Annotated in this window: 7 protein-coding genes and 1 pseudogene; 1 reads left to right on the top strand and 7 read right to left on the bottom strand. The window is 34.8% G+C overall.

Annotation, left to right across the window (positions count from 1 at the left end; genetic code table 11):
- Positions 1 to 20 precede the first annotated feature (20 nt).
- On the bottom strand, positions 21 to 500 hold the full coding sequence (locus tag G4D73_RS13320) for a hypothetical protein (RefSeq protein WP_228305170.1): 480 nt from the start codon (positions 498 to 500) through the stop codon (positions 21 to 23).
- A 198-nt stretch (positions 501 to 698) separates the two neighbouring features.
- Between G4D73_RS13320 and G4D73_RS15725 the strand changes: the two are divergent.
- A pseudogene (locus tag G4D73_RS15725) lies at positions 699 to 805 on the top strand (transposase); the annotation flags it as partial.
- Positions 806 to 1,093: 288 nt separating this feature from the next.
- Here the strand turns inward: G4D73_RS15725 and G4D73_RS13315 are convergent.
- From G4D73_RS13315 to G4D73_RS13290, 6 genes are read right to left on the bottom strand one after another with little or no spacing between them, the layout of a single operon-like run.
- Positions 1,094 to 4,135, bottom strand: a complete 3,042-nt coding sequence (locus G4D73_RS13315) for a type III restriction-modification system endonuclease (RefSeq protein ID WP_228305169.1) — start codon at positions 4,133 to 4,135, stop codon at positions 1,094 to 1,096.
- Positions 4,135 to 5,820, bottom strand: a complete 1,686-nt coding sequence (locus G4D73_RS13310; RefSeq protein ID WP_213686959.1) for a DUF262 domain-containing protein — start codon at positions 5,818 to 5,820, stop codon at positions 4,135 to 4,137. Before G4D73_RS13310 ends, G4D73_RS13315 begins: the two co-directional genes overlap by 1 nt.
- Positions 5,821 to 5,831: 11 nt before the next feature.
- The gene (locus G4D73_RS13305; RefSeq protein WP_213686958.1) at positions 5,832 to 7,787 is read right to left on the bottom strand and encodes a site-specific DNA-methyltransferase; all 1,956 of its coding nucleotides are present in this window, start codon (positions 7,785 to 7,787) and stop codon (positions 5,832 to 5,834) included.
- Between the two features lie 11 nt (positions 7,788 to 7,798).
- Positions 7,799 to 9,817 carry a site-specific DNA-methyltransferase gene (locus G4D73_RS13300; protein WP_213686957.1) on the bottom strand — a complete coding sequence of 673 codons (2,019 nt, stop codon included), beginning with the start codon at positions 9,815 to 9,817 and terminating at the stop codon, positions 7,799 to 7,801.
- Positions 9,818 to 9,858: 41 nt separating this feature from the next.
- Positions 9,859 to 10,653, bottom strand: a complete 795-nt coding sequence (locus G4D73_RS13295) for a DUF4391 domain-containing protein (RefSeq protein WP_213686956.1) — start codon at positions 10,651 to 10,653, stop codon at positions 9,859 to 9,861.
- A 14-nt stretch (positions 10,654 to 10,667) separates the two neighbouring features.
- Positions 10,668 to 13,919 carry a helicase-related protein gene (locus G4D73_RS13290; RefSeq protein ID WP_213686955.1) on the bottom strand — a complete coding sequence of 1,084 codons (3,252 nt, stop codon included), beginning with the start codon at positions 13,917 to 13,919 and terminating at the stop codon, positions 10,668 to 10,670.
- Positions 13,920 to 13,939: the final 20 nt, after the last annotated feature.

Below are 13,939 nucleotides of genomic sequence, written 5' to 3'. Positions count from 1 at the left end.
ATATTGACCAATTAAAAATTTTATTTAGATGTATTAACTTGGACTTGAGCAGAAACAGTAATTTTCTGTTTTGGTTTTAACTCACTCACATTCCATTGCAAAAAGCGATACTCAGCCAGTGGAACATTCACTTTTTTTCCATTTTCCATACGAGTAAGTGGTGCTCTAGAAAAAATTTTGCCATCTATAGAAGCATAAGTATCTTTGGGAAAACTTTGCCCTGTATAAGTTACATCTGTAGGCAATGGAAGATTTAACTTTAAATTTTTTAGGCTTTGACTAGATGTATTTGAATATTCAACCTTGTATTCGAGTAATGCCTGCGGCTTTACCTGATCTGTTGCTTTTAATTCTTTTTTTACTTTTTGGTTTGCCTCTAGTTGAAACACTTTCATATCTGCAATTAGAGCTTGACTATTCGCAAAAGAATAGGTCGTCAATCCTGAGATTAATAACAAGCATAGAGGACTCAAACTCAATTTTATTTCGGATTTAAACATTTTTGATATACTTCTAAATATAATGCCATTGCATTTTCACATTAACAAACAAAAAAATATACATAAACATGACACTCATCACATTTTTTTTTGTAAACAGTATACTTATGTCTTTATATTAAAATTATTTTCACTTACTGACATTTTTTGTTACAAAAAATACTGACAATTAATTTAAGGTATAATCAATTAAGTCGGTTAGTTATTCAGTGTTGCTCTGATGATCAAATTTCTGTTCCGCCTTTCTTTGTATGATTACAAGCTTTGCTCAAAGTCTCATTAAACTTTGTGGATTAGATTGGACAACTGGACTGCTCCAAGTATCCTAGACAAATTTAGTCTATTCTTTGGACTGCCACCACTCTCCTAGACAAATATCGTCTATTCTTGGACTGCCACTATTTCTCTATGACATTATTATATTTATTAATTTTTATTTTTTGACATCAACACTCAAACAGAGATGGTGGCAATTTAACTCACTTAAAAATTCTTTATTTATAATAAGTTTACATTTTAAAATACTTGTGATTAACCCTATTTTTACCCTTATATAAAAGAAAGTGGCAATGCCACTCTCTTTTATTCCAAACTTAATCAATATAAGCCATAAAACCATCAACATCTTTTGCTTTTATATAGTGTACAGGCTTAGCTATATCTAAGGCTAATGCAGCAAAATGTTGCTCACCACATTTGATCTTTGCTCCTTCCTGATGGCGTAAATCATCCCACCATGTACTTGATTTAGTTTCTACAACGAAAAAGAGTTTTTCCTCTCCTTCATCATCAACAACAATTGCCCAGTCAGGATTATAAGTGCCTAATGGCGTTGGAACTTTAAACCAGGAAGGTAACTTGGCATAGATCTTAATCTTTTCATTTTTCTCTAGATCAAGTGCAAAATTTTGTTCCACCCCTGCTGAATCATAGACTACATGGGTATACACAGACTTTTGTGCTTCAATCATATCTTTTAGATAACCGCTCAATTCAGTCTGCTCAAATAACTCTTGCGCGTAATAATGTTCATTACCTACCTTCGTATATTTGATACCATCGACCAATGCCAAACGTTTCGTTCTAATAATGGCTTCAGCACAATAATCCATGAACTGCTGGGGATTGCGCTTAAAGTCTTCTAAACGTTTACTATCCTTCAAGATACGCACAATACTTTTACGAGTAAGCTGCGTTCTATCTTGTAAATCAGTCAATATATCTGGTAATTCAATATTTGTTTCATGAACAGTCGTGAAACCAGATTTGGATGTTTCATTTGCCAAAACCCCACCCTTACTAATCTCTAACTCTGCTTTTCTAAATTGAGCCCTTGTCTTAGTGATAGGTGGACAAGCAAAGATTGCCTCTGCACAGTCTTTAATTAACTTCTCATTATCAAAATCAACTCTATAAGTTGTTTTGAATTTAATTCGATCCCAAAGTGCTTTAAATTCTTCTGAAGCTAGAATTGCTTTTCTAGTCGCGATAGGTGTGCGTTCATCTGCATTTTTAACATCCAAACGACCAGCGAGTTTTTTAAGTAATTTGGTAATGCTTGCCCCAATCTCCTTAGATTGTAGCTCTCCATAATTGGTTTTAAGGTTCTCAACTATTTCATCGCTCAACTTGAAGGTTTCATCTTTGAGATGCTTTCTTAAAGAGTCTTGAATTTTACCTTTATTATCAATAAATTCGGAATCTTTTAGAAAGTCCCAGATCACTTCCGAGTCTTCAATTCCAAGTAGTACAACTTCACCTGCTGTATTCACAGTTTGAATAGTGGCAAATTGATGTGTTTCCACAATACCAAAGCGGATACCTGTATCAGCCTCAATTTCACGTTGTAGATTTTCTGCAAATTGCTCATAACTTTCTGTTGCGATGACTGTCAGTGTATTTACACCATAATCACGACCTCTAATCCGAGTTCCGCTTTGATCTACACAGAGCCTTAAACCACGACCGATTGTTTGTCTACGTTCACGTTCAGTACCCATATCTCTTAACGTACAGATTTGGAAAACGTTAGGATTATCCCAACCTTCTTTTAGTGCAGAATGCGAAAAAATAAATTTTAATTTGGTGTCAAAACTTAATAACTTTTCCTTATCTTTCATGATGAGATTATAAGCACGTTCAGAATCATCACGCCCTGCTTGGTTATTTTCTGCTGTATTGACGAGTTTGCCTTTTTTATCAATTGAGAAGTAACCATTATGAACTTCACTTGCATCCGTACTAACGTCAACTTCATTAAATAAACTATTAAACTTCGGTGATTTAGCAAGCTTTTGATATTCTTCCTCAAACATCGAAGCATACTTACCTTTAACAACATTACCGCTTTCATCGTATTGGCGATAATGTTCTACACTATCAATAAAGAATAAGCTCAAGACTTTAATCTTTTGACCATTCGCAGCAAAGCGCAATTCTTTTTCAAAATGTTCTTGTATGGTACGACGAATCATTAAGCGTTTCTGATCATCAGGATCTAAGCCACCGATATTTTCACCCGGTGTCAAAACACGGTCGTATCCTGCCCCTTTAACCTCTATCGACTCCTGCTTACCACAAGTAATAGTACCGATTTGCATATTTGCATAGATTGCACGATTTGTGATTTGTTCTAGATCATCACCATCTTCAACCGTTAATACTTCACGTCTTATATTTTTTCCACGTTGAACATCAAGCTCAACCTTTGCAGTAATAGAGCCTTTCGAGTTTTTGGTTGATTCGAGCTTGATATAAGGCTTGTTATAACCGCTATCAACTTCTAATGAGGCAACTTCAATCTGCTTCACCAAGCCTTTTTCATAAGCATCCACAGCATCCAGACGATACACCATGTTAAATTTATCAACATGGGTCGCTGAATAACGTAAAGTACACAGCGGATTCATTGCATCTAACGCTTTCTTACCCGCACCGTTTAAGCCGCCATCTACACTTTGTGGCTCATCAACAATAATGATTGGATGAGTTGCCTGAATAAAATCAATTGGCTTTTCATCGTTAAAATCTTCACTTGGCTTATATAAGTTATTAATGTCTTTTTTGTTGATTGCACCAACTGTGGTGACCATTATTTGAATATTAGAGCTCGTGGCAAAGTTTCTTACTTGACCTGGTTTATTTGAATCATAGAGGAAGTATTCATACCCTTTAGCTTTAGGATATAAGCCCTCAAAATGTTCTTGCGTGATTTGTAAGGTTTTATAGACACCTTCTTTAATGGCAATTGAAGGAACAACAATGATAAATTTAGTAAAACCATATTCTTTGTTCAACTCGAATATGGTACGCAAATAAACGTATGTCTTTCCTGTACCCGTTTCCATCTCTACAGTAAAATCGTTACTCGCTAGACTTTCAACAGGTTTGAGCCCATTTTTAAGTTGAATACTTTTAATATTATCCTCAATCTCTTCATCTAATAAAAGTTTTCTGTTTCCGATACCGAGCTGAGTATCTTCAAACAATGCCAAGTTTACATCGTCATTATTACGGTAAGTCACAGAGAATTCACTACGTGTGATTTCCTGTCCTTTAAATAAGTTCACTACCGCATCAATTGCTGCACGTTGGTAATCTAGGTTATCTTCAAACTGTAATTTCATTGTCGCCATTATAGCCCCCAGTTTTCTTTAAATACGTTAAGCAGAGCATTTTGTCTTTTTAAAATAACGTCTGGCGTCCATTGAAGCTCATTGAGTACTTGAGTCGTCAAGACATAAGAGGATACTGCCTTAGTACCTGCAAAATAAGCTGACTTTTTCTTATCAAAATCATAATTTTGAGCTTTCGAATTTCGACGCTTATTCAGAGGAACCAAATTCGCTAATTTATGCGTCCATGCTTTTCTCACATCTTCATTTGGCCATAACTCTGACCATTCACTTCCCTCATGCACTGTTTGAGGCAGGACATGCTCAATGGTTAAGATCGATGAATCATAGCTTGCTGCACCATCTGATAAGAATGAATCTAATCTCAAAATAATGTGATTACGACGGCGAGCTGTTAGGCTATAAATATCACTCTGAAGTACATTCAGCATTTGAATTTTTTCATCATTGCTTAATTCAACTGTACTTACAGGTGATGCTAAAGAATGCTCTTGCTCCAATGCAAGTAGAACTAATTTATAGCGCTCAATTCGCTCATTAATATTCAGCCCACAAATATGCATGTAAGCAGCCAGTCGCTCTAACTTCTCAAAGAACCACAGCATATATTCTGAATCACTCTTATGCTGGATCACGAACTGAATTGCGGCCGGCACCCAATCTGAATTATCAATTCGGTTGAGCCACTTCAAGTGATTATTGATTTTTTCAGCATTCGCTGTTGCTGTGTATGAACTTGTTTTTACAATGTCATACGCATCGACATAAGGGTCTAATATTTGATCTACAAAGACTTTTGGATCAGTGATAATCGATAAGACATAGCCTTTAAACTCTTCTAAAAGATTACGTTTTGCTTTTTCTTTAGAAAAAATCATGCGTATATGGCTAAATAGATTATTAAAATCCTCTCGACCTATACTTTCTTCAAGGTCTTCCCATTTTTTACTATAAATTTCTCTGTCAGTTTCTGCGCTCAATGCACCAATCACATCAGCTTTAATAATATCCGTTGGCTGTAAGTCTAAGCCACGACTATTCATTACTGAGAACACACGGAAAGCTGTATTCTGGCTTGGTGTGGTTACAGCAACAATAAAACATCTTTGAACAAGAAACTTAATAAACTCTTTTAGGCTTTGTGCATCATGATCAAAGGTCGTTTTTACTTTGTCATACAGCACTTTACTATTTTTCTTAATATGCAATTTAGCTTCGTTTTCTAATTGCTCATTATCGAGTTTGAAAAGCGCTTCAAATTTTAACTCTTGAACATACTGTTTAAAGTAATCTTTATCCCGTTCACGTAAGGTTAAACGGGGTTGAGGACTAATACCTTCAAACTCATTACCAGGTTCAAAAATATACTTATAAAGTGGTCCATTGATCCCACCTTGATCTAAAGCCGCAAACACAGCAAATAGTATTGTTAGTGTGGTTAAACGTTGCTGACCATCAATCACTTCAGCAAAAGGTTTACCTTCTTGTTTGATTAAAACAATACTACCTAAAAAATACTCATCTTCTTTTTCAGTTTGGAAGAAGTTATAGAGATCATCAAAAAGTACTGAAGCATGCTGTTCTTCCCACGTATAAGGACGTTGGTACGATGGGATAACATACTGAAAGTCCGAACTAAAGATTTTCGCTAGTGGGTACTCTGCACCACTAATTTTTTTACTCATGCTGTCTCCCCTTATAGACTGCGTACATGCTTTAAGCCATTCTGTTCTAGAATAGCTGCGAGATTAGTTTTTACAACATCATCTTGGAATGCGCTGTCTTTAAAGAAAATATGTGTGTCGTTTGAAGGGGCTAATTCTTTATGCCATTCAATAATGGCAGATGTGATAACATCCAGATCAGAAGCTAAAATCGAATCATCTAAACACGCAAACACTGCACCATAGCCAATGCTATACAGGGTTTTTGAATTAATTTCACGCTTTTCAATTGGTGTTGCTAAATCAATCCCACGCTTAAGGAGTAGTTCATACAGTACGTCTAATTCAGTACGACCTTTGATAAGATGATCTTCGTTTAAATCCAAAGTATTTTCTAAATCATCTGTATGCACATTCCAAGCCTGAATGTTTGATTGTGCCAACTTGAAAGTCTTGAATCCCTTATTTATAGAAGACTCTTTCCATTGTAAAGAAACTCTCTTAATGCGTTCTTTACTAATCTCTGAAATTGTCTTATAGCCCTGTTTATATTCTTGAGAATTAACATTGAGAATTTCTGGTAGCTGCACACAAATAAATCTTGCTGCTTTACTCATTTCATTAGAATAATCTAAAACAGCATGTCCTGTCGTGCCCGAACCAGCAAAAAAATCTAATACTATTTCATTATCGCTCACTGAACATAAATTCATTAAATATTTGACTAGCATACTCGGTTTAGGAAAATCGAATGGAATATCCAATTTTTTTAACTCTGATGAAGCATGTCTACTTTCAAACTTAGCTAAAATATTCCCTGGTACTTGTCCTTCTTCCAAACGATCATTTAACCAAATTTTATAGTAAATATTCCATTTGGCAGGCTCACCATTTTGATCCACCAAAGAAGTCTGCTTACTTTGAATAAATTCGATATTACCTGCTAGTTTTTCCTCATGATATCTCTTATAGGTCCATCTCCATACTCCATCCCCATCCATTGGTGTTACTTGTTCACCTTCTAAAATTTGTTTAGGAAATGTTTTTCCTGGAGGAATTACAAGTGTTCCATCTGGACATTCTATGTAGTATCGCTGGTTAGCTCTTTTATCTAGCATTGCTTGATACAGCCCCATAGAGCGATATTTTTCTCCAGCTCTTGGTCCGTCTATCTCAGTTTTTGTGTAAACTTTATCAATAACATTTTGACTTAATTCTTCTCTAAATGATTTTAATTCATTTATATTTTTCGCATAACAAAGAATATAGTCTACACATGGTGAAAAATGTATTCCTTTTTGTCCACCCGTTTTAACAACTCGCGAACAAACAGTAATAAAATTTTCTTCACCGAAAATTTCATCACAAATTTCTTTTAGGTTTCCTAACTCATCTTCTCCAATAGATATAAATATTGCACCATTCTTACTAAGTAATTGTTTAGCCAAAAACAATCTTGGATAGATCATATTTAACCAACTTGCATGCTTTCTTCCTTTTGACTCAACATCTGATGTGTTACTCAAACCCTCATCATTAATTTGACCAGTCAATACTAAATAGTTATGTAGACTATCTTTAAAATCATCATTATAAATAAACTCATTACCCGTATTATAAGGAGGATCGATATAGATCATTTTGACTTTATTGGCATAACTCTTTTGCAAAAGCTTTAAAACTTCTAAGTTATCACCTTCAATAAATAGATTTTGAGTCGTATCCCAATCCACACTTTCTTCTGGACATGGCAACAGCGTCCCAAGTGACGGTGTAAAGGCATTTTGACGGGCTTTCTTTTTCCCATGCCAATTTAATCCAAATTTTTCTTCACCTTCTTCAAGAACACCTAAGTCCCCGAAGACTTGACGGAACACATCAAAATTAACTTTTCTATCTCGTACGAGCTCAGGAAATAACTGGTGAAGTGCTTCAATATTTTCTTGTTGAATATCTAAAGACTGACCGTCTTGCAATGTAACTTTCACAGCGTTTTCCCTTATAAACTACGTACGTGGTCTAAGCCATTTTGTTGAAGAATAGCGGCGATATTGGTTTTCACTACATCATTTTCGAAAGCACTATCTCGGAAGAAAATATATGGTTTATTTCCTGGCGCTAATTCCTGATACCAATCGATGATGAGTTGAGCAATAGACTCAATGTTACCTGCTTGAATATGTTCATCCAAACATGCAAACGTCGCTCCATAGCCAATGCTATACACTGTTTTTTCAGCAACTTTACGTTCTGCGATTGGTGTTGCAAGATCAATACCACGCTTCAGCAGTAGTTCATACAGAATATCTTGTTCTGTACGACCTTCGATTAAGTGGTTTTCACTCTCTAAGAGTGTTGCCTCTAAATCTGTAGGATCTGGATTCCAAAGTTGGATATTGGATTGAGCGAGTTTAAATACTTTAAAGCCTAGGTCTAATGACTGATCCACATCTGTTTCTTCTAGCTTTTCTTTAACTAGCTTTAATCTTAATTTAGTAATTTCACATATATTCAGTGGAAGAGAGCGTTCATTTAAATACTTAATCGAATTAAGAATAATCTTCTTGGATAAACCTGTTGCCGTCTTAGCCATAGCTTCTAAACTTTCAGGCAACTGCACTAGAATATATTTAACTCGATGAGCATTCAGAACATTATGAAGCATTACAGCATGTCCTGTCGTTCCAGAACCCGCAAAGAAATCTAAAACAACATCATTTTCCTTTATATTTAATGCTTTAAAAAAATCTACCAATAATTCTTCATCTTTGGGATTAGTAAAAATATTTTCACCAAATAAAGCTCTTAATCTTTTAGATGCAACACGACCATCTTTGAAACGCAAACTTGTTAGACTTTTCATCTCAGTATTTTTCAAATACGTCTTTAAACAAGGTACTGTCGTTTCATTTATACCAAAATGTATTCCCCCACTTGCAATTAGCTCATCCATTGTAGATTTCGGACAGAACCAACCTCTAGAAGGTTTTTTAACATTCTTCTTAGTTACAGGATGTTCAACCTCATATACATATTGTCCAACATTTGGTCCTGAAATATTGTCAGGGAAATAAACGCCCTTTTCATCCATCCAACTGTAGTGCTTACTATCAATAATCGGATTAGAGTCAGGAAAAGTCTTATACCAATCTAAAGCTGCTTGATGGATTGCTTTCCAATCATTACCATGCTCATTTTTGAATTTTTCGAAAGCTTTATAAATTTCATCAATGCCCTCTTTTTTCTCGAGCCATTCACCTTTATTTACCGATTTATTTTTTGTGAAAAAAACAAAATATTCATGCTGTATAGAAATATAATCTTGATCATTTTTACTACTATTCTTCCAAACAATCTCTCCACAGTAGTTTTCTTCACCAAAAATTTCTTGTGCAATTTTGACTAAATTGACATGCTCATTTTCATCAATAGAGATTACTAAAACGCCATCATCCTTTAAAAGAGATCTCGCCAATAAAAGGCGTGAATACATCATATTCAACCAATTGGAATGCTTACGACCCGCTTTTTCTTTCGCTGATGTTAAAGTGTTACCTTCTTCATCTTTTTGCCCTGTATAAAGAAGATAAGTATCTAAATTTTCTTGAAAATTATCTGGATAAATAAACTCGCTACCAGTGTTGTAGGGAGGATCAATATAGATAAGTTTAACCTTATTGGTATAGCTCTTTTGCAGAAGCTTTAACACTTCTAAGTTATCACCTTCAATAAATAAGTTTTGCGTGTTATCCCAATCTACACTTTCTTCAGGGCACGGTAATAATGTTCCAAGTGAAGGCATCAATGCCGCTTGACGGGCTTTCTTTTTCCCATGCCAGTTCAAGCCATACTTTTCTTCACCTTCATCCAAAACCTTCTGATCACCCAAAAGCTGACGTAAGGTTTCAAAATTGACTTTACCTTCAGAGAAAACTTCAGGAAAAATCTGCTTTAGATGTTCAATATTTTGCTGAACCAAATTTTCACTTTGGTTTTCTTCAAGACTTATTTTCTGCATAACCATTACTTCAAAGTTTAAAAATTGGGATGACTCGAAATCTATATACGACGAACAATCGACTGAATTTCATCTTTCAGCTTATGTAGCTGAACATTAAGCTCAACCTGTCGACCTAGCTGCTTTTCTTTCTTTAATTTATTGGAGATTTCTACTTGTCTTTTTTCCAATTCAATTAAATTTTTCAAAGCACTCTCACGACTCTCTGTGGAGAGATGATCATCCTGTGATGAAAGCTCAAAAGAGCCACTATATCTTGCACATTCTAAGGCAATTAGGCGTGCTTTTATCGAATCATAAAAATGATAAAAGCTTTGGAATGATAACTGAGATAGTTGCATGCTTACTAAAAATTTCTGCTCCACTACCGACAATTGTCCTGAATTCAGCCAAGATGAAATAACACTTTCTTCAAGTACCCATTTTTCTTTATCAGACTGATTGGTACGCTTATGGATTACACCAAAACTGAGGCAATCCTCTTCTTCATTTTTAAAATGAAATAAGAGCACTAATGGATAAGGAATACAACGATTAAAAAACTGCTGAATCCTTTCTATGTTCTTTTTATCCTCGACTTCCACCAGTAAGACCGCGACTTCTAAATATTCACGAATTTCAGTTTGGTACACAGGAATGTTGAGCGTGCTCGGTTTAAAACTATATAACCACGTAATTTTGGATATATCCTTTTTTAAACATTCTCTATCTTTTGCATCTAAAATATTTTTATGACCATCATTTGCCTGTTCAAATAGTTTCTTAAAGACGGTCTTATCTACTTTGCATTTTTCAGGGATATTTAACTGATTCAAAAAATCATCGAGTAAACTCATTTTTATTCCCACTCTTAATCCGTAATAACCAAATAGGACACCACTGTAAAATCTTCCAGGTTTTGACTACCTGAGGCGGATAGCACAGTTCCTCCTTTATGGAATAAGCTTTCGATTCCTTTCTCCTCACTTTTCCCTTCTATACTCTCAATTGCTTTGACCAGCATTTTTTTAAATAAAGTCGTATCTTGTCCCTGTTTAGTCATTAAATTAACCTGTTGGTACGCCGTTTGATCGACTTGAACTTTAGCTAAAGATGCTAATTTAAAAATATCTAGAATCTGCTTGAGTTGTGTATATTGATGAACAATGTCTAAATCAAAACTAACATGCACTAAAAAGTAAGGATGCAAAGGATAGTGGTCACTAATTTGCAAAGCATCTTTCCCTGTTTTTAAACTTTTCAAGCAGAAAATAATTCCTTTCGGAATATCATAGCTCTCTTTAAATTGTCGAAGGGATACAGCTGAGAACAATCCAAAAGGCATTGCCTCTAACGTTTGTAAGTTATTTTGCGTATTAAGGTAATTTGATAGATCTAAGCGGAAATCATTTAAAGTTAAATCAGTAAGAGAAATCCCACCTGCCATATCTTCTAAATCGACAACTGCATCTTTAAGTTGCTGTAGTTGCTTTTTTCTGTATTCCAAATCATTCATTTCAACATTATTTGGATCAATTACATTTTCTTCACCCGTTGCTGAAATATCTAATAACACCATACGCCCTGAAACTTTCGCTTCAAGATTGATGTATTCATCCAACTCCATATTGGGCCAAAAATTAATTAATTGTATTTGTGTGTTCTTAGAGCCTAAACGATCAATACGTCCAAATCGTTGGATGATTCGGACTGGATTCCAATGAATATCGTAGTTAATCAAAGTGTCACAATCTTGTAAGTTCTGTCCTTCACTAATACAGTCAGTTGCGATCAGTAAATCTATTTCTTTTTCATCTGAAATATTTGTTTTATCACGTTCTTTAGATATTGGTGAAAACCCAGTAAGTAATGTATTAAGATCAGCACCTAAACCTTTTAATGTTGTTTTATTCGATCCACTACCAGTAATAAGAGCACTATGAATCCCTAACGCACTCACACCCCAAGATGAGAGTTCTTTATAAAGATATTCAGCAGTATCTGCAAAAGCGGTAAAGACGATTAGTTTTTTGTTATCCGCATTAATAGGATTTTGGACTTTAAATAGAATTTCCTGTTTAAGCTTATGAAGCTTAGCATCTCTTGAAATATCAATTTCTTGTGCTATCTGCAGAATAGAGGTTAAGAATATTTGATCTGCAGCCAAATCTTGCTTGAAACGGATCAAATCCATATCTTGCAAAAGCACTTTGGTTTTATTGCCAATCAAATAGGGTTCAAGTTCAGCTGATTCAAACTCTATATCTTGAATATCTTCTATATTTAAAGCTTCAATGTCGCCATGTTGTAGTTTCTCTATTTTATCGAGAAGGCCTGTGACTTGATTAACGAGCTTTGCAACAGTAAGCGTGAACGAATGAATCGAACTTTCCATACGCTTAAGTAGATTCACACGCATTAAATGAATTAAGCTTTCTTCACGATCAATCTGTTTAAAGACCCCTTTACCGCCCCCAACGGCTTTATCATACTTACGAGAATATTCATCTTTTTTGTCATTTCTGACGTATTTCAATGGCGAGTATCCAGCTAACGTCAATCGTCTGATGGTTTTATTAACTTCTTTGAGTGGCGGAAATTCCTCTTTTAAATCTAAATCAGCATAAATATTTTTAGGTTTTAAACGTTCTGGAAATTTACCGATATCCTCAACACCATAATACTTTTCAATATGCTTTCTAGACCGTGCAATTGTGACAATATCCAAGAGTTTAAAGTAATCAAAGCTCATACTGTCTAATAAATTTGCCGTCGTTCGCTCATCTACGGGTAACTTCACCCATTGATTGAATTGCTTCTGGGCCAACATTAAAGTTCTTTCTATACTTTTAATGCCCTGATCTATAAATGCAACATCTCGCCCTTCCGTAATGAATGCAATTTGATTTTTTAAATCATTCATTCTGTTATTGACTGGAGTTGCTGAAAGCATCAACACTTTCGTTTTTACGCCAGCTCTCAATACGTCATTTAACAATTTTTCATATCGGCTATTGCCAGTCACTTTCGTAGGCGTATTTCTAAAATTATGGGATTCATCAATCACCACAAGATCATAATTAGCCCAATTTAAGGTTTCTAAATTTATCTCACTCGAAAAACCTTTAGTACGTGTTAGATCTGTGTGATTTAAAACGTCATAATTGAAACGATCTTCAGCTAGGATATTGCGCTTATCATTAATAGTGTACATCGTCCAGTTATCACGTAATTTTTTAGGACAGAGAACTAAAACTCGATCATTACGCAATTCATAGTACTTAATCACCGCTAATGCTTCGAATGTTTTCCCTAAACCTACGCTATCAGCAATAATACAACCATTGAATTTTTCAAGTTTTTCAATGGCTCCAACAACACCATCCTTTTGGAATTTAAAAAGCTTATTCCAGACAATCGAATCCTTAAAGCCAGTTTTACTTCTCAGTAATTTTTCTTGATCAAGATCACCCAGAAAGTTACTAAAAATATTAAATAACGTGAGTAAATAGATACTCTCTAGAGGCTGATCCTCCGTGAGTGTTTCAATCCTTTTGACAATTTCTTTCTTTATATGAACTAGATTTTCCTGATCATCCCAAAGATTTTTAAACCATTCTAAGACTCTACACGCAACTAAAGCATCATCCGTGTAAGTAATCATTTGCTGCTTTAGAGGAGGTATTTCACCCAATCCTTCTGGACTAAAAGAAGCATCTCCATAAATTGCAGATAAAGCATCGCCCTTTTCTATACAAATGATATTATTAGATTCTGCAGCACGTGAATGAGTAGCGATCTCGACATGACTCTTATTCAGCCACTCCAAACACTTCAAAGCTATTCTTTTTTGTCCTAATTGATTTATAAGACTGGTATCTTTCTCACAACCTACCAATGATTGCATGTCCCAGTGTGATTGAGAAAGCAATATTCTTGATTTTTTTATAGTAGTTAATTCTTTTCTTAAAGCATCAAAGGCATAGATCGTGAATTTATTTGACTGCATCGATAAAGTCGCATCAGTATTATCAATTTGCTTCAGTTTTTCACTTACCGTTTCGGTTTTATTGTCAATTAAAAGCACGATTCCCCCAATAATTATTCTAAATAACTCTTTCATTATATTTATTTTAATGAATT

Source organism: Acinetobacter sp. WY4 (genome assembly GCF_018438165.1).
In the GTDB taxonomy this organism is placed as follows: domain Bacteria; phylum Pseudomonadota; class Gammaproteobacteria; order Pseudomonadales; family Moraxellaceae; genus Acinetobacter.
This window is presented reverse-complemented; position numbering and strand designations above follow the sequence as displayed.

What these genes read in the sequence shown, in the direction of transcription:
- G4D73_RS13320 (WP_228305170.1), bottom strand. Translation starts at nt 500, where the DNA reads ATGTTTAAATCCGAAATAAAATTGAGTTTGAGTCCTCTATGCTTGTTA.
- G4D73_RS13315 (WP_228305169.1), bottom strand. Translation starts at nt 4,135, where the DNA reads ATGGCGACAATGAAATTACAGTTTGAAGATAACCTAGATTACCAACGT.
- G4D73_RS13310 (WP_213686959.1), bottom strand. Translation starts at nt 5,820, where the DNA reads ATGAGTAAAAAAATTAGTGGTGCAGAGTACCCACTAGCGAAAATCTTT.
- G4D73_RS13300 (WP_213686957.1), bottom strand. Translation starts at nt 9,817, where the DNA reads ATGCAGAAAATAAGTCTTGAAGAAAACCAAAGTGAAAATTTGGTTCAG.
- G4D73_RS13295 (WP_213686956.1), bottom strand. Translation starts at nt 10,653, where the DNA reads ATGAGTTTACTCGATGATTTTTTGAATCAGTTAAATATCCCTGAAAAA.
- G4D73_RS13290 (WP_213686955.1), bottom strand. Translation starts at nt 13,919, where the DNA reads ATGAAAGAGTTATTTAGAATAATTATTGGGGGAATCGTGCTTTTAATT.